This is a genomic window from Sinorhizobium sp. KGO-5 (genome assembly GCF_036245905.1).
Taxonomy (GTDB): domain Bacteria; phylum Pseudomonadota; class Alphaproteobacteria; order Rhizobiales; family Rhizobiaceae; genus Sinorhizobium; species Sinorhizobium meliloti_A.
Map to the genome: position 1 here is coordinate 13464 of NZ_BDIZ01000005.1, position 21571 is coordinate 35034.

At 62.8% G+C, this 21571-nt stretch carries 15 protein-coding genes; 10 read left to right on the forward strand and 5 right to left on the reverse strand.

Annotation, left to right across the window (positions count from 1 at the left end; translation table 11 throughout):
- Positions 1-56: 56 nt before the first annotated feature.
- Both BHD07_RS20565 and hemF read right to left on the reverse strand, forming a co-directional pair.
- Positions 57-335 (reverse strand): BON domain-containing protein, encoded by a 279-nt coding sequence (locus BHD07_RS20565; RefSeq protein ID WP_100673112.1) that lies wholly within the window; start codon positions 333-335, stop codon positions 57-59.
- A gap of 84 nt (positions 336-419) precedes the next feature.
- Positions 420-1331 (reverse strand): oxygen-dependent coproporphyrinogen oxidase, encoded by a 912-nt coding sequence (hemF, locus tag BHD07_RS20570; protein WP_275597833.1) that lies wholly within the window; start codon positions 1329-1331, stop codon positions 420-422.
- A gap of 202 nt (positions 1332-1533) precedes the next feature.
- Here hemF and BHD07_RS20575 point away from each other — a divergent pair, with 202 nt between their 5' ends.
- Positions 1534-1794 (forward strand): hypothetical protein, encoded by a 261-nt coding sequence (locus BHD07_RS20575; RefSeq protein WP_003534130.1) that lies wholly within the window; start codon positions 1534-1536, stop codon positions 1792-1794.
- 140 nt (positions 1795-1934) lie between these two features.
- Entirely contained in the window at positions 1935-3164 is a 1230-nt protein-coding gene (locus BHD07_RS20580) for an MFS transporter (protein ID WP_100673113.1), read from the forward strand.
- On the opposite strand, the gene soxR is transcribed toward BHD07_RS20580, so the two are convergent.
- Positions 3124-3609, reverse strand: a complete 486-nt coding sequence (gene soxR, locus BHD07_RS20585) for a redox-sensitive transcriptional activator SoxR (RefSeq protein ID WP_100673114.1) — start codon at positions 3607-3609, stop codon at positions 3124-3126. The genes BHD07_RS20580 and soxR overlap by 41 nt on opposite strands.
- 78 nt (positions 3610-3687) lie before the next feature.
- On the opposite strand from soxR, the gene BHD07_RS20590 reads away from it, so the two are divergent.
- Positions 3688-4260, forward strand: coding sequence for an NADPH-dependent FMN reductase (locus BHD07_RS20590; RefSeq protein WP_010969495.1), 573 nt, complete (start codon positions 3688-3690; stop codon positions 4258-4260).
- 54 nt (positions 4261-4314) lie between these two features.
- Here the strand turns inward: BHD07_RS20590 and BHD07_RS20595 are convergent, their stop codons facing one another.
- The gene (locus tag BHD07_RS20595; protein WP_100673115.1) at positions 4315-4776 is read right to left on the reverse strand and encodes a tRNA (cytidine(34)-2'-O)-methyltransferase; all 462 of its coding nucleotides are present in this window, start codon (positions 4774-4776) and stop codon (positions 4315-4317) included.
- Between the two features lie 479 nt (positions 4777-5255).
- Here BHD07_RS20595 and BHD07_RS20600 point away from each other — a divergent pair, with 479 nt between their 5' ends.
- The 5 genes from BHD07_RS20600 to BHD07_RS20620 all read left to right on the forward strand — a co-directional run bounded on the left by BHD07_RS20600 (position 5256) and on the right by BHD07_RS20620 (position 12182).
- Positions 5256-7109 (forward strand): ABC transporter ATP-binding protein, encoded by a 1854-nt coding sequence (locus tag BHD07_RS20600; protein ID WP_338282895.1) that lies wholly within the window; start codon positions 5256-5258, stop codon positions 7107-7109.
- A 117-nt stretch (positions 7110-7226) separates the two neighbouring features.
- The gene (locus tag BHD07_RS20605) at positions 7227-9092 is read left to right on the forward strand and encodes an ABC transporter ATP-binding protein (RefSeq protein ID WP_379943086.1); all 1866 of its coding nucleotides are present in this window, start codon (positions 7227-7229) and stop codon (positions 9090-9092) included.
- A 314-nt stretch (positions 9093-9406) separates the two neighbouring features.
- On the forward strand, positions 9407-9985 hold the full coding sequence (gene petA, locus BHD07_RS20610) for a ubiquinol-cytochrome c reductase iron-sulfur subunit (RefSeq protein WP_275597835.1): 579 nt from the start codon (positions 9407-9409) through the stop codon (positions 9983-9985).
- 14 nt (positions 9986-9999) lie between these two features.
- Positions 10000-11280 carry a cytochrome b gene (locus BHD07_RS20615; protein WP_338282897.1) on the forward strand — a complete coding sequence of 427 codons (1281 nt, stop codon included), beginning with the start codon at positions 10000-10002 and terminating at the stop codon, positions 11278-11280.
- A gap of 32 nt (positions 11281-11312) precedes the next feature.
- A complete protein-coding gene (locus BHD07_RS20620; RefSeq protein WP_100673119.1) occupies positions 11313-12182 on the forward strand; it encodes a cytochrome c1 in 870 nt (289 codons plus the stop codon).
- A 1187-nt stretch (positions 12183-13369) separates the two neighbouring features.
- On the opposite strand, the gene BHD07_RS20625 is transcribed toward BHD07_RS20620, so the two are convergent.
- The gene (locus BHD07_RS20625) at positions 13370-19654 is read right to left on the reverse strand and encodes an apolipoprotein A-IV repeat region-like domain-containing protein (RefSeq protein WP_338282899.1); all 6285 of its coding nucleotides are present in this window, start codon (positions 19652-19654) and stop codon (positions 13370-13372) included.
- A 504-nt stretch (positions 19655-20158) separates the two neighbouring features.
- Here BHD07_RS20625 and BHD07_RS20630 point away from each other — a divergent pair.
- Together BHD07_RS20630 and BHD07_RS20635 are read left to right on the forward strand one after the other, a co-directional pair.
- Complete coding sequence (locus BHD07_RS20630) at positions 20159-20527, forward strand: Hpt domain-containing protein (protein WP_338282900.1); 369 nt, start codon at positions 20159-20161, stop codon at positions 20525-20527.
- 400 nt (positions 20528-20927) lie between these two features.
- Positions 20928-21248, forward strand: a complete 321-nt coding sequence (locus tag BHD07_RS20635; protein ID WP_029957011.1) for a 2Fe-2S iron-sulfur cluster-binding protein — start codon at positions 20928-20930, stop codon at positions 21246-21248.
- The last annotated feature ends 323 nt before the right edge of the window (positions 21249-21571 follow it).

Here is a 21571-nt window from a genome sequence, read left to right on the forward strand (position 1 = left end):
CTCTGATGATTATTTCTGATCTGAGATCAGCCGCATTTGTGCAGGTGAGGGGCCGCTCACCCGCGCCCCGCCTTCGCGCGTTCGATGCGATTGACGACTTCGGCGACGCCTTCGACCGATAGGGCCGCCTCCTCGGCGCGGGCGATCTCCTCTTCGGTCGCCACCGTACCGGCGAGCAGGATCGTACTGCCCGAGCCCGTCACCGTGACCTCTATGGCGTCGAGGCCCGGCGCGACCGCAAGACAATGAGCGACCCGGCGCTCGAGTTCGGCGGGATCTTCGGCAGGCAGCCTCTCGGGGTCATCGCCGAAGAATGTCCTTTTCTTGAAGACCATGCGTCGCTCCTTCTCTCCTGGAGAGGGAAACGCCGACGCGGCGCATTTGTTCGCCGCCTCAACGATGGTCGAATAAGCTGCGATTCACGGCCAGCGTACGAGTGGGGGCAGGGAGGAGAGGATCGACTCCACATTGCCACCCGTCCTGAGACCGAAGATCGTGCCGCGGTCGTAAAGCAGGTTGAACTCGACGTACCGGCCGCGGCGCACGAGCTGCTCGTTTCTATCCTGTTCGGTCCAGGGCTTGTGGAAATTCGTCCGGACGATTCTCGGATAGACGAGTGCGAAGGCTTTGCCGACATCGCGCGTGAACGCGAAATCCGCGTCCCAACCGCCGAGCTCCTCCGCAGAGCGCAGCCAGTCGTAGAAGATCCCGCCGGTGCCGCGCGGTTCGTTCCGGTGTTTCAGGTAGAAATACTCGTCGCACCACTGCTTGAATTTTGCATGATCGGCGACGGGGTGCCTATTGCAGGCGATCTCCATGGCACGATGAAAAAGGACGGTATCCGGATCGGTCATGATGCGCCGGCGGTCCAGGACCGGCGTGAGGTCCGCACCGCCGCCGAACCAATTGCTGGTGGTCACGACCATGCGCGTGTTCATGTGCACGGCAGGGACATTGGGGTTGACCGGGTGGGCGATCAGCGAAATGCCGGATGCCCAGAAGCGCGGATCTTCGCTCGCGCCGGGAATTTGGTCGCGGAACTCCGGCGAGAACTCGCCGAAGACGGTGGAGGTGTGAACCCCCACTTTCTCGAAGACGCGCCCTTCCATCATGGACATGCGACCGCCGCCACCGGCACCTTCCTCGCGCAGCCAGTCCTTGGCGAGGAAACGGCCTGCCGGACGATCCGACAGCGGACCTGTCAAATCGTCCTCGATCGCCTCGAAGGCGGCGCAGATCGTGTCGCGGAGGCTTTCGAACCAAGCCTTCGCCGCTGCTTTCTTGTCTTCGATGTCGGCCGGCAGGCCCTGTGGCAGTTGCGGTCTTTCCATGGGAATGCACTTCCGTTCGCGGATTTCCCTGCTGAAAACCGCCGATTCGATGTCGCCGCCACAGTCCATATTTTCAGCGGCTTGGCAACGGTGCCACGGCGACAGCGACAGTCTACCGCAATCAGGGCCTCATCGCAGGATCGGGACAAATGACTGGCAATAATGCGGCGCTCATCCTATCTTTTCGCCAGAGGTATGGCCCATGGCGAAGATACCCCCAGGACCGCCGCTGGACGGCTTGCGGCGCCAGATCGCCCGGCATCGCCGGGAGCACCCCACACGAAGAGACGGGCTTTTCGTGCGCGAGACGTTTCGGCTCGAGCGCGATGCCGCGCGGGCCAAGGCGCGGGAGTGGTTCGATACCTGGCCAAAGGCTGCCTATTGGACCGAAGTCGAGAGCTGGCGCCAGCTCGAAGGCGGCGAGATCGAGTTCACGATGCGCCGTCTCCCGAGCGCAGACTGATTGCCCCCGATCCCACCGTTCATACCGACAGGCAAGATGCATCTTTGTCCATCGATAATAGCGTGGCCAAGATCATGGCGGCGCGATAAACCAGTTTGTGTCTCCCTCTCGCCATTGCGCGTATTCCCGAACCTGCCCCGATGCCCGTTCTCCGTTCCATCATCGTGCTCTCCATCACCCAGATCATCGCTTGGGGAGCGATGTTCATGTTCGTCTCGGTGACGGCGGACGGAATGGCGGACGATCTTCTCCTGAGGCCTTCGGCCATCTATCTCGGCCCGACCGTCATGCTGGTCGCGATGGCCTTCTGCTCACCGCTGCTTGCGCCGGTCTACGCGCGCTACGGGGCGCGGCTCGTGCTCGCTTTCGGTTCGGCAGCCGCGGCTCCGGGGCTGTGGCTGCTGGCCGGCGCCGGAGGTCCGGTTTCCTATTTTGCGGCCTGGGGCATTCTTGGTCTGGCCGGGGCGGCAGCACTCACGACTTCGGCTCAGGTGTTCCTCACAGAGATCGCGGGCGAGGGCGCGCGTCGTGCCATAGGGGCGCAGATGCTCGCCATGGCGCTCGCACCCACGATCGCCTGGCCGGTCACGACTTTCTGCGAGGCGGCTCTCGGTTGGCGCGGCACATTCGTCCTTTATGGCGCGGTAATGCTCCTCGCCTGCGCGCCCTTGCATTTTTTTGCTTTGCCCAGGCGCGGGCCGCCAAAATCCGATCCCCGGGTCGCCAAATCGAATCGATCTGCGTCGCCGGCTGTTCGTCGCCGGTGGCGCGTCGTTGCCCTGATCACGGCGGCGGTCGCGCTCAACGGCTTTGTTACCTGGGGTTTTCAGCTTGTGATGATCGATCTTTTCCGCAGCTTTGCCGTGCCCGGCTATCTGGCGGTCGGCTTCGGGTCGGCCATCGGGTTCATCCAGCTCTCGGCGCGGCTTTTCGATTTCCTCGGCGGCAATCGCTGGGACGGGTTGACGACGGGCTTGGTTGCCGCGGCGATCATGCCGCCGGCACTGCTGGCGCTCGCGCTTGGGCAAGGGGCGGAATGGTCGATCGTTCTCTTCCTCGTGCTCTATGGCCTTTCAAGCGGCGCCATGTCCGTCAGCCGGGCGACGATGCCGCTCGTCTTCTTTTCTTCTACGGAGTATGGGGCGGTGGTGGCGCGCCTCGGCCTGCCGCTCAACCTGGCTTTCGCCGCCGCCCCGCCGTTCTTTTCGTTCCTGCTTGGCGAGGGGGGTAACCGGTGGACGCTGGCGTTTGCGCTTCTCTGCTCCCTCGGTGCGTTGGCCAGCATGGCGCTGCTCTCCCGTATGAGGCCTGCGCAGTCGGGTCAGCCGGCTAACTGGCCTCATGCTCCGCCCCATCGGCGGGATCGATGAGGCGCGGCCCCGTTCCTTCGGAGGCAAGAACGTCCCAGGGATTGCGCAAGGGACAGTCGCGCATCGACAGGCAACCGCAGCCAATGCAGCCTGTGAGCTGATCGCGCAGCGCCGTCAGTTTGGCGATCCGCTCGTCGAGCTGCTGCCGCCAGGTCTTCGAGAGCCGTCCCCAGTCGTCGACCGTCAGCGGCCGGTCGTCGGGGAGCACCGACAGGGCCGACTGGATCTCGGCAAGCGGGATACCCGTACGCTGGGCAACCTTGATCACGGCCACCCGCCTCAGGACGGAACGCGGGTAGCGCCGCTGATTGCCCCGGCTGCGATTGCTGCGGATGAGGCCCTTGGTCTCGTAGAAATGAAGCGTCGACACCGCGAGGCCGCTGCGTTCGGCCACTTCGCCGACCGTCAGTTCGCGCTTGACATCATTGGGTTTGTCTTTTTTCACGGCTGCTATTGACCTCAACTATAGTTGAGGTTCTATAGCATGAGCTCCCTGTAACCGACAACATGGAGCCGACATAGCATGACTGAAAAGATGACCCTTGCCCTGATCTACGGCAGCGCACGGCAGGGCCGTTTCTGCGACACGGTCGCGAGCTGGCTCATTCGTGAGCTCGAGACGTCCGACGTGTTCAGCCTGACGATCATCGATCCCGTCAGAATGAAAAGCGCTCGCGGCGACAAATCCGCCGGTCCAGCCGAGTGGATGGAGCGGAAGGTCGCCGAAGCGGACGCATTCATCGTCATCACTCCGGAGTACAACCACGGCTACCCGGCGGCCTTGAAGGAGATGATCGATGCGGTCTATGAGCCCTGGCACGCAAAGCCGGTAGCCTTCGTTTCCTATGGCGGCGCATCGGGCGGCATACGGGCCGTCGAACAATTGCGGCAGGTCTTCGGCGAATTGCACGCCGTGACCCTTCGCGACGGAATCTCCTTCGCCAAGGCCTGGTCGAAGTTCGATGCGGCGGGAAATCTCTACAAACCGGAAGAGATGCGTGCGCCGCTATTCCTGATGATCGACCGGCTGACCTGGTGGGCGCGCACCCTGAAATACGCCCGCAAGGCAACGCCCTACAACGAGATCGCCGCATGACCGCCGTCAGGACACCGGACCGGGGTGCCGCTGAGGGCCGCCGCTCGTTTCGGCTCAGAAGGCGCCGGTCTGCCGCAGCGCTTCTCCGGCGATCATGGCGGTTGCCATGGCGATGTTGAGCGAACGCTGGCCGGGCGCCATCGGTATGAGGATGCGCGCTTCGGCCCGTTCGTGGACGTGATCGGGAACTCCGGCGCTTTCCCTGCCGAAGAGAAGGACGTCGTCCGGCCGGAAGCTGAAGCGCGTATAGGGGGCGGCCGCCTTGGTGGAGGCGAGCACGAGGCGTCTGCCGGTGCTCGACCGCCATGTTTCGAAACGCTCCCAGCTGACGTGCCGAGTCATGGTCACCGCCGCGATATAGTCCATTCCCGCACGCTTGAGATTGCGGTCCGAAAGATCGAAACCGGCAGGCTCGATGATGTCGACCGAAAGACCGAGGCAGGCGGCGAGCCGCAGGATCGTTCCGGTATTGCCTGGAATGTCAGGCTGGTAAAGGGCGATGCGGAGGTCGTTCATGCGCCTGTCGATAGAATAGATTGGAGCGTGGGAGTGATTGATGACGGTTCCTATGCCACCGATCGGCCTCGCGATCCATGGTCGGGTGTACTCCGAGACGATTCATTCGGGGCCGCTTCTTTTGCCGCCGCTAATTTGTGCCGTATTGGCAACAGACCAACGGCCGGCGAAAAATTGGTCAAGAAAATGCCTGCGACAATCTGGCATGGCAGCACGAATAAGGTTAAAGCTCTGTCCTCTTCAACGCGAACCGAAGGAGGCATGCATGACTGTTCTGATGTTGACGCGCCTCCCACGAGTAACACGGCCTTTCCTGGCCTGACCGGTTCCGCGCCTCTGCTTTTTTCGATCGAGCGATGCGCGCTCCGGTTCATCCGGGGTCATGCTCCGCTGGCGGGCGTCATTTCCGGGTTGTATTTTTCAAGATAAAGAATGCGGGGCGACCCGCTTTCCTTCAAGCTATCTGAAGGGGCTAGACAATGTTCGGCTGGTTTGAATCCCGCCTCGATCCTTATCCGACGGAGCAGCCGAAGCTCCCGCCAAAGGGTCTCTTTGCCTTTTGCTGGCACTATACCAAGCCCGCGGCTCCGTGGCTCTTGATCATGTCGATCTGCACCATGCTGATCGCGATCGGCGAAGTGGCCTTGTTCCAGTTCCTGGGCAATGTGGTCGATTGGCTGTCCACCGCTGACCGCGAAACCTTTCTTGCGACCGAAGGCGCCAGGCTCACCTGGATGGCAGCCCTCATTCTTATCGGTCTGCCGGGGCTGGTCGCCCTCGACTCCTTCGTGATGCATCAGGTGTTGCTCGGCAATTATCCGATGATCGCGCGGTGGCAGATGCATCGCTATCTGCTCAGGCAGAGCATGACGTTCTTCGCCAACGAGTTTGCCGGGCGCGTGGCGACGAAGGTCATGCAGACGTCGCTTGCGGTCCGTGAAACGGTGATGAAGATCCTCGACGTCTTCGTCTATGTGGTGAGTTATTTCGCGACGATGCTGATCGTCGTGGCGGCCGCGGATTGGCGCCTCGTGATGCCGCTCGGGCTGTGGCTCGTCATCTATATCGTGATCGTCACCTATTTCGTTCCGCGGCTGCAGAAGATCTCCAAGGAACAGGCCGACGCGCGCTCGATGATGACCGGACGCATCGTCGACAGCTACACCAATATCGGGACCGTCAAGCTTTTCTCCCATGCCGGGCGGGAGGAGACATACGCCCGCGCGGGCATGGACGAATTCCTGAGCACCGTGTACCGGCAGATGCGGAAGGTCACGCTCTTTCACATATTTGTCTACGCAAACAACTGTATCGCCCTTTTTTCCGTCGGCGCTCTCGGAATATATCTGTGGCTGACGAGCGGAATCTCGATCGGCGCGATCGCGGTCGCGATCGGTCTTGCCATGCGCGTCAACGGCATGTCGCAATGGATCATGTGGGAAGTGTCGGCGCTGTTCGAGAATATCGGCACTGTCTATGACGGCATGGGCATGATGACCAAGGCGCACGACATCGTCGACAAGCCGGCTGCCGTGACGCTCAAGGCCGACCAGGGTGCGATCAGCTTCGAAGACATCCGCTTCCATTACGGCAAGGCCAAGGGCGTCATAGACCGGCTGTCGCTCGATATCCGGCCCGGGGAGAAGATCGGGCTGGTCGGCCGCTCCGGCGCCGGCAAGACGACCTTGATGAACCTGCTTCTGCGCTTCTACGATCTGGAATCCGGCGCGATCCGGATCGACGGCGTGGACATCTCGACCGTCACCCAGGACAGCCTGCGTTCCCAGATCGGCGTCGTGACGCAGGACACGTCGCTCCTGCATCGCTCCATTCGCGACAACATCGCCTATGGGCATCCGCAGGCAAGCGACGACGACATCATCGCCGCCGCGAAGAAAGCGAATGCATGGGATTTCATCCAGACGCTCGAAGACAATCTGGGCAGGCGAGGGCTCGACGCTCAGGTCGGCGAACGCGGGGTCAAGCTTTCGGGCGGCCAGCGGCAAAGGATTGCGATCGCCCGCGTTTTCCTGAAGGACGCACCGATCCTCATCCTCGACGAAGCGACGTCTGCGCTCGACTCGGAGGTGGAGGCGGCTATTCAGGAAAATCTCTTCGCACTGATGTCCGGCAAGACGGTGATCGCCATCGCGCATCGCCTGTCCACGCTGACGGAGATGGATCGCCTGGTCATCCTCGAAGCCGGCCGGATCGTCGAGACCGGCTCTCACAACGAACTCGTCGCCAGGCGCGGCATTTACGCCGATCTCTGGTCGCGCCAGTCCGGCGGCTTCATCGCCGACGAGGTCGAAAAGGAGGAGGCGGCGGAGTAATCCGCCGCCTCCGGGCCACTGCCGGCTCCGCGTTCAGCGGGCCGGCGTTACGCAATCGTAATGGGCGCGGAAGCGAAAACGGATTGCCCGGATTTCAGAACCGCCTATATCGGAACGATGCTGCGCGCCATCGTCAAGATTTTCGAAAACTGGATCGACCCCTTTGCGCCGCGCGAGCGGCTGCAGCCGCCGCGGTCGCTCTTGGGTTACGCCTGGTTTTACGCCAGCCAGGCGAAAGGTCCTTTCCTCGCCATGGCCGTGCTCGGCGGTCTGGTGGCGATGCTGGAAGCCGGCCTGTTCTATTTCGTCGGTCGGCTTGTCGATGTGCTCGACACGATCCGACCGGAGGACGGCTGGCATGGGTTGATCTCGACCAACGGACCGGAACTGCTCTTCATGCTGCTGACGGTCCTGGTCTTCCGCTTCCTTGCGGTGACGCTTGCCGCGCTGGTGGAGGAGCAGTCGATCATCACCGGCTTCCTGAACCTGGTGCGCTGGCAATCCTATGTCCATGTCGCGCGCCAGTCGCTCTCCTTCTTTCAGAACGACTTTTCCGGGCGTATCGTCACCAAGGTCTGGAGCGGCGCACAGGCGACGAGCGACCTGATCGTTTCGCTGTTGCAGGTGGTCTGGTTCATCGTGATCTACACGGCCTCGACCATGGCGCTGATCGCCCAGTTGGACTGGCGGTTGGCGGCGATGGTCGCCTTCTGGATCGTGATCTTCCTGGTGCTCGCGCGCTATTTCGTCCCGCGTGTGCGCAAGCATGCCCGCGACACGGCGGAGATGGCGTCGATGCTGAACGGCCGCATGGTCGATGCCTATGCGAACATCCAGACGCTGAAGCTGTTCGGCAGTGACGAAGAGAACGACCGTTATATTCGGGGTGGGTTCCACCGTTTCCAGGGAGCAGTCATCCCTTTCACGCGCCTGCTGACGGGGGTGAGGGCATCGCTCGCGCTTTTGTCCGGCATGATGATCGCGGCGATCGCGGTCTACGCCGTTCACTTGTGGTTGGCGGGCGCGGTCAGTTCCGGCGCCGTCGCGTTCACCCTGGCGCTGGTCCTGCGCCTCAACATGCTGCTCGGGCGGATGATGTCGCAATTCAATGCGATCATGCGCAATATCGGCACGATTCAGAATTCGGCGGAGCTGGTATCGCAGCCGATCGGGCTGACCGACCGGCCGGGCGCACCGGAACTGCGGGTCAGCCGTCCGGAAATCCGCTTCGAACATGTGACGTTTCACTACGGCAGGGGCGGAGGGGTCATTGACGACTTTTCGCTCACCATCCGTCCGGGCGAGAAAGTCGGCATTGTCGGCCGTTCGGGTGCCGGCAAGTCGACCCTCGTCAATCTGCTGTTGCGATTCTACGATCTCGAAGGAGGGCGGATCCTCATCGACGGACAGGACGTCGCTGCCGTCCGGCAGGAATCGCTGCGCAGCCAGATCGGCATGGTCAGCCAGGACACGTCGCTTTTGCACCGGTCGATCCGCGACAATATCCTCTTCGGGCGACCGGGGGCGGGCGAGGAGCAATTGGTCGAGGCGGCGCGCAGGGCGGAAGCCCATGACTTCATTGTCGATCTGCAGGATCAGCGCGGCCGCAGAGGGTTCGATGCACATGTGGGCGAGCGCGGCGTCAAGCTTTCCGGCGGCCAGCGCCAACGTATCGCAATTGCCCGGGTCATGCTCAAGGATGCGCCGATTCTCGTGCTGGACGAGGCGACCTCGGCGCTCGATTCGGAAGTGGAAGCGGCGATTCAGTCCAATCTGGAACGGCTGATGCAGGGCAAGACGGTGCTGGCCATCGCGCATCGGCTATCGACGATCGCCGCGCTCGACCGGCTCGTCGTCATGGACAGGGGCCGTATCGTCGAGGACGGCACCCATGCCGAACTCATCGCCAACGGTGGTCTCTACGCCGATCTCTGGTCGCGCCAGTCGGGCGGTTTCATCGCGCGCGAAGAGGCCGCGGAATAGGGCGCTCCGCGGCGCGGCTATAACGCGTCAAGTCCTTGTGCCAATTGGTCGCGCCTTTCCCCGCGACAATCTGCCCGCGGCCCCTTGTCAAGGCTGGACATAATCTGCGATCAGGCATAGAACGCGCCGGATTGATGGGGAATCTGCGTGCAGAATTTTTCCCGGATTCTGACATCCGATCCGTGGCTTGCCTCAAGGGGCCGGATGGGGTGTCAGCGTTTGACGGGGCGTGGTTCCAGGCTCGGGACGGGGCAGGAAGCGCGCCGGGGGCGGATGCGGTTTCCGCAACATTTGCGTGAGAGGATGTTTTAGCCGTGAGCGAACACGAGACTTCAAGCGAGACCATGGGCGAGCCCACTCGCCGCGATTTCCTATACCTGGCTACCGGTATGGCCGGCGTTGTCGGGGCCGGTGCGGCGGCATGGCCGTTCATCGACCAAATGCGTCCGGACGCATCCACGCTGGCGCTTGCTTCGATCGAAGTCGACGTTTCGAGCTTGCAGCCGGGCATGTCGCTGACGGCGAAGTGGCGCGGCAGGCCGGTCTTCATCCGCAACCGCACCGATAAGGAAGTGGAAGAGGCCAAGGCCGTAGCACTCGAAGAATTGAAGGATCCGGTGGCGCGCAACGCCAACCTTCCGTCCGATGCCGAGGCAAACGATCTCGATCGTTCCGCCGGCGAGGGCAAGGAAAACTGGATCATCATGGTGGGGGTCTGCACCCACCTCGGTTGCGTTCCGCTCGGTCAGGCGGGCGATTTCGGCGGCTGGTTCTGTCCCTGCCACGGCTCGCACTACGACACGGCCGGCCGTATCCGCAAAGGCCCGGCACCGGAAAACCTCGCCGTGCCGACCTTCTCGTTCGTTTCCGACACAGTCATCAAGATCGGTTGAGGGGACTACTGATAATGAGTGCTGATCATTCAACCTACACGCCAACGACAGGCATCGAGAAGTGGGTTGACTCCCGTCTTCCGCTGCCTCGGCTCGTTCACGACTCGTTCGTCTCCTATCCGGTTCCGCGCAACCTGAACTACGCTTACACCTTTGGTGCTATGCTTTCGGTGATGCTGATCGTGCAGATCCTCACCGGCGTCGTCCTGGCCATGCACTATGCCGCAGAAACGAGCGTCGCCTTCAATTCGGTCGAGAAGATCATGCGCGACGTCAATCACGGCTGGCTGCTGCGTTACCTGCACGCCAACGGCGCGTCGTTCTTCTTCATCGCGGTCTACCTGCATATCGCCCGTGGCCTCTATTACGGTTCCTACAAGGCGCCGCGAGAGATCCTCTGGATCCTCGGCGTGGTCATCTATCTCCTGATGATGGCGACCGGCTTCATGGGCTACGTGCTGCCCTGGGGGCAGATGTCCTTCTGGGGGGCAACCGTCATCACCGGCTTCTTCTCGGCCTTCCCGCTGGTGGGCGAGTGGATCCAGCAGTTCCTGCTCGGCGGCTTCGCCGTCGACCAGCCGACGCTCAACCGCTTTTTCTCGCTGCATTACCTTCTGCCGTTCATGATCGCAGGCGTCGTCGTCCTGCACATCTGGGCGCTGCATGTCACCGGCCAGACCAACCCGACCGGGGTGGAGGTCAAGTCCAAGTCCGACACCGTGCCCTTCACGCCCTATGCGACGCTGAAGGATGCGCTCGGTGTATCGGTTTTCCTGATCGTCTATGCCTGGTTCGTCTTCTACATGCCGAACTTCCTCGGACACCCGGACAACTATATTCCGGCGGACGCGCTGAAGACTCCTGCTCATATCGTTCCGGAATGGTACTACCTGCCGTTCTACGCGATGCTGCGGGCAATCACCTTCAACGTCGGCCCGATCGACTCCAAGCTTGGCGGCGTTCTGGTGATGTTCGGCTCGATCCTCATCCTGTTCTTCCTGCCCTGGCTCGACACGTCGAAGGTCCGCTCGGCTGTCTACCGCCCCTGGTACAAGCTGTGCTTCTGGATCTTCGTTGCTAACTGCATCATGCTCGGCTGGCTGGGTTCGCGCCCGGCGGAAGGCCTCTATGTCGTGATGTCGCAGCTCGGCACGTTGTATTACTTCGCCTTCTTCCTCGTCATCATGCCGATCCTCGGTCTGATCGAGACGCCGAAGCGCATTCCTAACTCCATCACCGAAGCGGTGCTGGAAAAACAGAATGCCAAGGCGCAGTTGAAGCCCGCACGCGCCTGACCGGAACAGCGATCGATAAGGAATCCACAACAATGAAAAAGCTTGTTACAGGCATTCTGTCACTTGCTGTCGTCGCCGGTCTCGGGTTTGGAGCGGCTGTCGCGCAGGACGAAGCAGGCGGCGAGGAGCACGCCGGGGGCACGCCCCACTACCCGATCCACAAGCCGGAACAGCAGGACTGGACTTTTGCCGGGCTGTTCGGCCACTACGACAAGGGGCAGCTGCAGCGTGGCCTGAAGGTCTACACCGAGGTCTGTTCGGCCTGCCACTCGATGGAGCTCGTCTCCTTCCGCACGCTCGAGGATCTCGGTTACTCCGAAGCGCAGGTGAAGGCCTTCGCTGCGAATTACGAAGTCGAGGACGGTCCGAACGCGGATGGCGAGATGTTCACGCGCAAGGCCGTTCCGTCCGACCACTTCCCGTCACCCTTCCCGAACAAGGAAGCGGCGGCTGCTTCGAACAACGGCGCGGCACCGCCGGATTTTTCGCTGATCGCGAAGGCACGCGGCATCGAACGCGGTTTCCCGCAATTCGTCTTCGACATGTTCTGGCCCTACCAGGAAGGCGGTCCGGATTACATCCATGCGCTTCTGACCGGCTATCAGGATCCGCCGGCGGGCGTGGAAGTGGCCGAAGGCACGCATTACAACCCGTATTTCGCCAGCGCCGCGGCACTCGCGATGGCACCGCCGATCTCAGACGACCAGGTCACCTATGACGACGGCGCCCCCCAGACCGTCGACCAATATGCCAAGGACGTCTCGGCGTTCCTGATGTGGGCCGCCGAGCCGCATCTGGAAGATCGCAAGCGCACCGGCTTCATGGTCATGGTGTTCCTGCTCATCTTCACGGGCCTCATCTACCTGACGAAGAAGTCGGTCTACGCGAACAAGGAACATTGATCCGGTTTGCCTGCTGGCCAGCAGGCCTGACCGACAGGAAGCCTCGGTGTTTTTTACCGGGGCTTTTTTTGTGGCATGCGGGCAGAACGCAGAATTTGAAGCGAAGGCCTGCCGCAGGTATTCTCCCCCATAAGGGGGGAGACGACACGCGGCTTGACCTTCACCTATCCCAAACAATGCCGTTGGCAGACCGCGTCGCTTGAAGCGAGTGCCAGCCGGTTTCTCTCCGTGGCAACGGCTCCCCCCGGAGGACTCTTCCCGCGCCGCAGACGCGGCGCTGCTGGATCCCTGTGACGAGCACAGGGATGAGGGCGGAGAGGGTGCGGCCCCTCGGCGCGTCCTATACCGTGAAGATCGTGAGGCGGCGCGGAAGGTCCCGGGTCACGCCCGTATACAGCGTCTCGATGCGAGAATGTAGACGTAACCTTTCATTGCGTCATAGGCTGACCATTCCCTCGCATATTCGCAAGCAATAGTTGTAGTAGCCGCACATCTCGGTCCCTCATTCCTGTGCTTGTCACAGGAATCCAGCCAGACCAAGTCCTTGGGCTGAAAGAACGCTTCCCGCGCCGCAGACGCGGCGCTGCTGGATCCCTGTGACGAGCACAGGGATGAGGTGAGGAGAGGGTGCGGTCCCTCGGCGCGCTTCATAAACCGTGAAGATAGCGAGGCGACACGACAGGTCGCGGGCCACGCCCGTATACAGCGTCCCGCTCCGCTTCGATGTAGTGGCCGCACTTCCCGGTCCCTCATTCCTGTGCTTGTCACAGGAATCCAGCCAGCCCAAGTCCTTGGGCTGGAAAGGCTCTTCCGCGCCGCAGACGCGGCGCTGCTGGATCTCTGTGACAAGCACAGGGATGAGGGTCGAGAGGGTGCGACCCCTCGGCGCGTTTCATAAACCGTGAAGATAGCGAGGCGGCGCGGAAAGGTCGCGGGCCAGGCCCGTTTACAGCGTCCCGCTTCGCTTCGATGTAGTAGCGGGACATCCCCGGTCCCTCATTCCTGTGCTCGTCACAGGAATCCAGCCAGACCAAGTCCTTGGGCTGGAAAGGCTCTTCCGCGCCGCAGACGCGGCGCTGCCCTCATCTCCGTGACGAGCACAGAGAGAGATGAGGAAGAGGAGAGATGAATAGAAACGGCCCCGTCTTGCGACGAGGCCGTTCCCGAGAGACCGATTGCTGTCCGTGTCAGCTGAAGCGCCCTGCCGCGTGGGCAAGCATGGTGTAGACCTTGCCCGTATCGGACGTCAGGTAGGTCTGGGTGATGCGCTTGTCGGGATCGTTGCGCGCCACATCGGCGAGCAGCTTCTCGAAGTCGGCGATATAGCGGTCGACGGCGGTGCGGAACTCCGGTTCGCGATCGTATTTGCGCTTGATTTCGTCGAAGGTCTGCTGCCCCTTCAGCGTGTAGAGGCGGCGGGTGAAGACGTCCCGTTCGCCGCGCTGATAGCGACGCCAAAGCTCGACGGAGGCGTCGTGGTCGATTGCACGCGCGATGTCCACCGAGAGCGAATTCAGCGACTCGACCACATGGCGAGGGTTGCGGCTGGCGCCGGCTTTTGCCACCGGTTGGCTTTCCGCCGAGCGCGGCCGCGCTGCTGCAGGCTCTTCCTCGCGGGAAGCCGCGCGCAGGAGATCGCGCATCCAGCCGCCGCCCTCTTCGGCGCGTTCCTCCGTTGCCGGCGGCCGGGCAGGCTGCAGCGGGCGGGTGGCCTGCTCTATGCCCAGGCTTCCGCGCAGAGCGGCATTCGGAGCCGGCTGCGGTGCGGCAGGTTGCGGCACGGCGGCTTGCGGCAGCGATGACTGCGGTGCGGCGGCTTGTGGCGCGACGACGCGGGCGGCCGGGGCAGCGGGGGCTTCCTGCTGGCGAACCGGCTGGGCGACTTCGAGCTGCGAGGAAGACTTGCCGATGATCTCGGACAATTCCTGCAGCGCCTTGATCTGTTCGCCGACGGCGCGCCGCATCAGCGCGGCATTTTCCTTGGCCTCTTCCGGAAGGTCGAAAGCGCCGCGCTTCAATTCTTCGCGCGTCATGTCGAGTTCCTTGCGGATTTCGCCGGCGGAACGACGGATGTCGTCGGTTGCGCCGTTGAAACGGCCGATCGCATCCTCGATCGCCTGGCGGACGGCTTCGCGCAACTGTGCTGCGACGCCATCGGACTTCTTGCCGCTCTCGGCCAGCATACGCTCGACGTCGGAGACCGACGCACCGATACTGCTGCGCAGCCGCGAGGCCGCGTCCTTGGCACGCTCTTCCACGGTGGCGAACGCGCCTTCGAGCGCCTGGCCGGCTTCCTCGCCGGTCTTTGCCATGACCTGCCGCAGGGCCTCGGAGGCGCTGAGTGCACGTCCTTCGACCTGCGAAAGCGTCTTGTTTGCGTCAGCGAAGGACGTCTCGACGCCGGAGCGCAGTCTGTCGGCGATCTGGCGTGAACGTTCCTCGGCCTGCGAGAAGACCCCTTCGACCGAAGCGGCGGCTTCATCGCTCGCCTTCACAAGCGTATCGCGCAGGGCCTCTGCAGCCTCGGTTGCCCGCTGTTCGGTGTTCGACAGCAGTCGGCCCACATCGGCGAAGGAGGTTTGGATCCCGCTGCGCAGATTGCCGGCAACCTGACCGGAGCGTTCCTCGGCCCGCTGGAAGGCGCCGTCGACGAAGCCCTCGAGAGCGCGCATGGTCCGCTCGATCTCCTCCGAACGCTGGACGAGGCCGACCGAGAGTGTCCGAAGCGCGTCCTGGCGCTCTTCGAGCGTGCTCACAAGGTTCGACTGGGCGGCCGCCAGGAGGTCGGAAGCCTGTCCGAGAACCTTCGAATGGTCTTCGAAGCGGCCGACGATGCCGCCGATCTGCGACAATGTCGAGGAAGAAATGTCCGACAGCTTGTCGACTTTGCCTTCGATCAGGCGGGTCGAGGTGGAGAGCATGTCGGAGGCCTGCCGCGCCGTTTCCGAGACCTTTGCGGCGGTCGCCTCGAGCCGCTGGTCCATGTCTCCGAGATTGCCGCTCGCCTGGTCGATGACCGTGGCGATCGCCGAATTGCTCGACGCGAGCTGATCGATCAGGCCCATGGCCGTCGACTGCAGCCGGTTCTCGACCATTTTCATCGCCTTGGCGGTCTCTTCCGCACGCAACGAGATGGCGTCGAGCGTCTCACCGGTCCGTTCGGTAATGGCGTTGATGAGCGCCGCGTTTTCGGCACGCAGGCGGTCGGCGCTTTCCTGGGTGAGGGAAGCGATGCGTTCGGCGGCCTCCTTGCCGGTGGCGGCGTATTGTTCGATGACAGGGCGAGCCTGCTCGTCGAGAAGACGCGACAGTTCCATCGAGCGTCCGGCAAGCATCGAGTTGAGTTCGCGGGTGCTTTCGTCGAGCGTGCTGCGGATGGACTGGCCGCGCGCATCGAGCGCTTTCTCCGCCTCGGTCAGGCTCTGCTGAATGCTCTTGGCATGGGTCGCGATCTGGCTGTTGGTCGAGGCCAATCGGGCGGTCGCCGTGTCCGCGGCTTCCGCGACCGAGCGGGCGAGATCGGCGTGGCGTGCGGCCGTGGCCGATGCGGTTTGCTCGATCGACGACGCAAATTCGGCGTTGCTCGCGGCGAGCGCACCTGCGAAGTCGGCGCCGGCCTTGGACAGGAGCCCGGCCGACCGGGCGGCTTCCGCGTCGATCTCCTGGGTGGCGTCGCTTACGGCGCCACGCAGGCTGGTTACGAGCGCCGCAGCTTTCCCTTCGATCGTGCGGTTTACGTTGTCGAGGCCGATATTGAGGGCCCGATCCATCGTGCCGAGCCGCTCCTCGATCCGGCCTGTGCCGGCTTCGATGGCAGTCGATATGCGCGTTGCCGCAGCCTCGCTGATCCGGTCGATTTCGCCTGCGCGCTCACCGAGGCTGTCGGCGATCCGCTGGCCGGCATTGTCGACGATCGCATTGACGCTGCCGACGCTGTCGCGGATGCGCTCCTCGAGGGAGCCGAGGCTCGTTTCGATGCGCGCGCCGGTATCACCGAGAATGGCGTCGACATCGCCCACGCTGCCGCGGATGCGCTCTTCGAGGGAGCCGAGGCTCGTTTCGATGCGTGCGCCGGTTTCGCCGAGAATGGCGTCGACGTCGCCGACGCTGCCGCGGATGCGTTCTTCGAGCGAACCGAGGCTTGTCTCGATGCGAGCGCCGGTTTCGTCGAGGCGGCTATTGACGCCGCTGATCGAAATGTCGACGCGGTTGGTGAGCGTGTCAGCCGCCAGACTGATCTGATCGGCTGTTTCGGCCAGACGTTCCGCAATCTCGCCCGTCGTCGAGCGCATACGGGAGTCGAGCGCCTCGGCGCTGCGATCGATCGCTCCGGCGATCGATGCCTGGCGCTCTTCCAGCGACATTTCGAGCATGCTGGCGCTGGTCGCCAGTGTGGTGGCCATCGCCATCGACTGGTCGGACAGCAACTCTTCGAGCCGCTCGCGTCCCTGGCCAACCGAGAGGTTGATGGTGTTGATCCGCTCGTCGAGGGTCGTGCGCAATTGCTCATGGGTGGTCGCCAGCGTGTCGCGCAGCTGCGCGGCCTTGCCGGAGAGCGTCCGATCGATCTCGGTGGCCTTGTCGGCAAGCGATGCGGTTGCTTCCGACGTGCGGGCGGCGAGCGCCTCGGTGCTGCGCTCGATCGCACCGGCGATCGATGCCTGGCGCTCTTCCAGCGACATTTCGAGCATGCTGGCGCTGGTCGCCAGGGTCGTTGCCATCGCCATGGACTGATCCGAGAGCAGTTCTTCCAGCTGCTCGCGGCCTTGGCCGACGGCAAGGTTGATCGCCGTGATCCGGTCGTCGAGCGTCGAACGGATCTCGTCGTGCGTCGTCGTCAGCGTATCGCGCAGGTGCGAGGCCCTGCCGGTGAGCGTCTGTTCGATCTCGGCCGCTTTTCCTGCAAGCGAAGCGGTTGCTTCCGACGTGCGGGCGGTAAGCGCTTCCGCAATTTCGGCGCTTGTACCGGCCAGCGTCTCGGAAATCTTTCCGACTCGGCTGCTCAGGTCCTCGGCAATGCGGGCGCTGGTATCGGTGAGCGTATCGGCGATCAGGCTGACGCGGCCGCCCAGGTTTTCGGCGACTTCGGAGACGCTCTGCGAAAGCTTGTTTTCGATCTCGCCGACGCGGTCGGTCATGGTCTCGGCGACCGCCATGGCGCGGAAAGTCAGGCTGTCGGCGACGTCCTCGGCATGACGGCTGAGCGAGTCAGCCATTTCGCTTGCGCGGGCCGACATGGTGGAATTGATTTGCGTCGCGCGCTCGGCGAGCACGCCGTCGAGCGCCGCTGTCTGGTTGAACAGTGCGTCGGTGATCGACTGCCCGCGCTCGGAAAGGACACGCTCAAGCCGGTCTGCTGTGCCGCCGACGGTACTTTCGATGACGCTGGTTCCTGAGGCGAGGGCGGTCGAGAGCGCGGCGGTACGTTCCGAAAGCGTGTTGTCGAGCCGATGCTGGCTTGCGGCGATCGCGCTCGTGATCTCGTCGGTGGAGCCGGTAAGAGTCTGCTCGATGCGGGCATGAGCAGACTGCAAGCCCTCGATGAAGGCGGATGTACGGGAGTCGAGTCCGTCCGTCAGGCTTCGCTCGCTCGCCGTCAGCGCGTTGGCAAGCGCATCGGCACGCTGGCCGAAGCCGTTCTCGATGCGCTCCTGCGCTTCGGTCAGCGCGCCCATCAGCGAGCCGGTCTTGTCGGAAAGCACGCTCTCGATGCGGTTGTGCGCGTTGCCGATCAGGCTGCTGAGCTCGGAGGTGCGGCTGCCGATCGTCTCCTCGATGAAGTCCTGCGTCGCGCCGAGCGCCGTTGCCAGGGTGAGCGACTGGTCGGACAGCGCCGAATTGATCTTGTCCACGCTGCTGTCAAGGGCGCCGCCGATCGCCTCCGAGCCGCCGGAAACGGTCTCGTTGATCCGGTGGAGGCTTTCCATGAGCTTGGTGTCGAGCTGGCTGGCACGCTTGTCGAAGGCGCTTGCAAATTCGTGGAAGCGTTCGTCGAAGGCGCTTGCCAGTTGGCCGACCGTCGTCTGCAGCTTTTCCTCGAAAAAGCCGCCGCGCAGATCGAGATCCATGATGGCGTCGTCGGCGCTCGACTTGAGGCTCTGGCGGAAGCTCGCTCCTTTTTCGTCAAGGGCCGAGTTGAGCGAGGAAAGCACGTCGTCGAGACCGCCGGAAATCGCCTGCTGGCCTATCCTGAGGCTCTCATTGAGGTCACGTGTGCGGGCGATCAGCGTCTCGTTGAGCTGACGGGCGCGTTCGTTCAGGGCGGCGTTGAGCTTCTCGGTATTGGCGTCGAGCGTCGAGGCACGGGTTTCGAATTGGCTGAGCAACTGCTCGCCACGCTGCGTCAGGTTATCGCTGAGTGCATCGAGACGCGCGTCGAACTCGTTGCTGAGCGCCACTCCCGCGGTCGTAAGGCCCGAAAGCAATGCGTCGGTCCGCGTGGTCAGCATGGTGCTCAGATTTTCGAGCGCATGGTCCGATTTGTCGGTAAGTGCCGCGGCCCGGGTATCGATGAGGGAAGCGAAGGCCTCCCCGGAAACGGCGATGCGCGACGCAATGTCCTCGCTTGCAGTTTCGAGATCGTCCTTCAGCTTGGTATGCGCGCCGGCGATAGCCGTGCGGATCCGATCCGAATGGCCGATGATCGCCTCGCGTTCGAGACCGAGCTCCTGGACGAGCGTGCGGACACGCAGTTCGTTTTCGCTGTAGCTGCGCTCGAGTGCGCTGACTTCCGAATGCACGAGCGCTTCGAGCTCGGTTGCCCGGGCGATGGTGCGCTCGATGCCCTCGTTCATCGCCGAGACTTCGCGGCGCACGGCCTGACCGACCGTCATGACGCGGTCGGCGGCATTGGTTTCCGGCTCGGCGAGGCGCATCGCGACCTCTGCCATCGAACGCGCGGCGCTGCGCAGTTCCTGAGCACGCGCGATCATGATCGCGAAGGAGAAGAAGAGCATGACGGGCAGGGCGATGCCGAGCAGGATGCCGATCGCTCCAGGCATTGCCGCGAGATCGCCGAGAGAGCGGATCTGCCAGATCCCGGGCGCATAAAGAAGGTGGGCGACGCCGAGTCCGGCCACTGTCCAGACCAGCGAGACGATCGCAGCGACGCGGATTGCCGCGCGGCTCGAGCGGACCTCCAGCGAGCGCAGCATGGCGGCTGGGGATTTGCGCGTGTCATCGTTGGCCGGCGCCAGGGGGGGCTGCTTCGGAGCCATTTCGCTCGCAAAACTGCGCGGTGCTTCGGCGCCGCGCGCGGGCTTCGCAGCTTCCTGTTGCGTTCGTGCGGCGCGGGCCTCACCGGAACCGGCGGCCTGGCGGGCGCTCTCGGACACACTTTCCGGCACCGGCTCGTCCAGGGAAGTCTCGTCGTTCAAGGCCGACTTCAGGTCGTCAAAGTCGATCTTCAGGGCAGCTTCCAGCGCCTGGAACGCCTTTTCGTCGATCGACTCGTTGGTCTTCTTCGTCGCCATACGGATACGCCTCACTACTATTGCCCGATGATGGCCGTCTTCCTGTGCCGCCAGGTGCCCAGCGGAACATCCGAACCAGGGCGGTGACCGCAAGGTCCAAGCTTCGCAACGAAGCCACAGATTGACTGATCACCCATTACATCGCCTCGATGGATAGCCGCAGCCTATGCACTGCGACACCTTGGGACGCAGCTTATCCACCGGAACAGTTGCCATTTTCATATACGGACCCGTTCCTAATCGTATCGTAGTGACACATTAGCCGGGCTCTTACAATTATGAGCGTTCCCCATTCATTAAAATCCTAATGATTTCTTAACGGAAGCGAGCCCTCGGGACCCGAAAAGCCAAGGGAATCAGCCGGTTTAATGGTCGTTAACCATTTCCTCAATTTTTCTGCCTCCATTGCGCCGCGTTTTAGGTCAATGGCAGTGCCGCGCACCGATATTCCTGTTTGAAAACGGTGCGATTGTTTACGCGAAATCGATTGTAGGAAGCGAGCCCATGGCGGCACTCAAGATAGCCTTCGAGGCACCGGACATCCCCGCAAGTTCCACTCCCTCCAGCAGGAATCCCATCGACCTTGCGCATCTCTACAGACAGACGATGGGGGACACGGCGCTCGAGACCGAGGTCCTGAAGCTCTTTGCGCGTCAGGCACGCCAGGCGATGGCCGAGATGGCGGAACGTGACGCAGAGGCCTGCAGCCAGGAGGCCCACCGTCTGAAGGGGGCGGCTCTCGCGGTCGGTGCGGTCGCGGTCGCCGAGGCTGCAGCCGCCATCGAGAAATGTCCCGCCGACGCTGCTCTGCGGAGCGCTCTCGGCGCTGCCGTTCTCGAGGCTGAGCTCTTCGTTTTGAAACTCTGCCGTTGACCTGAAGCGCGCGCACTTATCGGGCGGAAGAGCGGGGTGAGGAAAGCGGGCGCGGTTTTCCGCTCGCATCCCGCTCTAACTTTTTGGGGCCGGTCACGCTCATGTCGGTCGACCCCGACCTAGAAACATGAACGTGATCTGGCTGCAGCTTGTCGTTATTGTGCATGTCGTTGTCCCAAAACCGCTGCGCACTTTTGGGCGGGATGGCTTAAAACCTATCATTAAACGCGATCTGCCCGACCGCCGCGGCAATTTGAGGCTGTGCGGACCGGCCGCATTGTGTTGACTGGCCGGTTGATTTGTTGGAAGAACGTGCCCTGAATTCAAAGCCGGGGCACCGCCTAGTCCTGACAAGCCCTGTGCCAGCCGGCCGGCCCCTCAATTCGTTCCGGAAAGAAAAATGACAAAACTTACGATCGTAGCCTTTGACGGCGCGCGCCACGAACTCGATGTCGAGAACGGCTCCACGGTCATGGAGAATGCGGTTCGCAATTCGGTCCCCGGGATCGAGGCGGAGTGCGGCGGGGCCTGTGCCTGCGCCACCTGTCATGTCTATGTCGACGAGGCCTGGGCGGCGCAGGTCGGCACGCCGGAAGCGATGGAAGAGGATATGCTGGACTTCGCCTACGACGTGCGTCCGACCTCGCGTCTCTCCTGTCAGATCAAGATGAGCGAAGCTCTGGACGGGCTTGTCGTTCATGTCCCCGAGCGCCAGGCCTGATCGGCTCGAACGGGCCGTCGTTGCAAAAAAAAGCCTCGCCGGTCAATCGACAAGCGAGGCTAGGAGGGCGCATCGCATGCAGATGAGGGAGGGAACATCTGCCGCACCAGGACACGCCAGGAGAACCTGTGCTGCCTCATCGTCCGGATAATGCTGCAATAGCCGAAGACGACGAAGCCAAACTCACGCCGGTTGCCACTAAAACGCGAGATCTCGGTATTGATCCGCAATCCAATGTCAACTTCATCGAGCAGTTGAACTTCGGTTCCTCCGCTCGTTGCATGACTTTAATATAGCTGAGTCGGCTGCGCCCCGCTATCACT

Bases quoted from the DNA above. Each gene is read 5' to 3' on its own strand.
- BHD07_RS20565 (WP_100673112.1), bottom strand. From the start codon at position 335: ATGGTCTTCAAGAAAAGGACATTCTTCGGCGATGACCCCGAGAGGCTG.
- hemF (WP_275597833.1), bottom strand. From the start codon at position 1,331: ATGGAAAGACCGCAACTGCCACAGGGCCTGCCGGCCGACATCGAAGAC.
- BHD07_RS20575 (WP_003534130.1), top strand. From the start codon at position 1,534: ATGGCGAAGATACCCCCAGGACCGCCGCTGGACGGCTTGCGGCGCCAG.
- BHD07_RS20580 (WP_100673113.1), top strand. From the start codon at position 1,935: ATGCCCGTTCTCCGTTCCATCATCGTGCTCTCCATCACCCAGATCATC.
- BHD07_RS20590 (WP_010969495.1), top strand. From the start codon at position 3,688: ATGACTGAAAAGATGACCCTTGCCCTGATCTACGGCAGCGCACGGCAG.
- BHD07_RS20595 (WP_100673115.1), bottom strand. From the start codon at position 4,776: ATGAACGACCTCCGCATCGCCCTTTACCAGCCTGACATTCCAGGCAAT.
- BHD07_RS20600 (WP_338282895.1), top strand. From the start codon at position 5,256: ATGTTCGGCTGGTTTGAATCCCGCCTCGATCCTTATCCGACGGAGCAG.
- BHD07_RS20605 (WP_379943086.1), top strand. From the start codon at position 7,227: ATGCTGCGCGCCATCGTCAAGATTTTCGAAAACTGGATCGACCCCTTT.
- BHD07_RS20615 (WP_338282897.1), top strand. From the start codon at position 10,000: ATGAGTGCTGATCATTCAACCTACACGCCAACGACAGGCATCGAGAAG.
- BHD07_RS20620 (WP_100673119.1), top strand. From the start codon at position 11,313: ATGAAAAAGCTTGTTACAGGCATTCTGTCACTTGCTGTCGTCGCCGGT.
- BHD07_RS20625 (WP_338282899.1), bottom strand. From the start codon at position 19,654: ATGGCGACGAAGAAGACCAACGAGTCGATCGACGAAAAGGCGTTCCAG.
- BHD07_RS20630 (WP_338282900.1), top strand. From the start codon at position 20,159: ATGGCGGCACTCAAGATAGCCTTCGAGGCACCGGACATCCCCGCAAGT.
- BHD07_RS20635 (WP_029957011.1), top strand. From the start codon at position 20,928: ATGACAAAACTTACGATCGTAGCCTTTGACGGCGCGCGCCACGAACTC.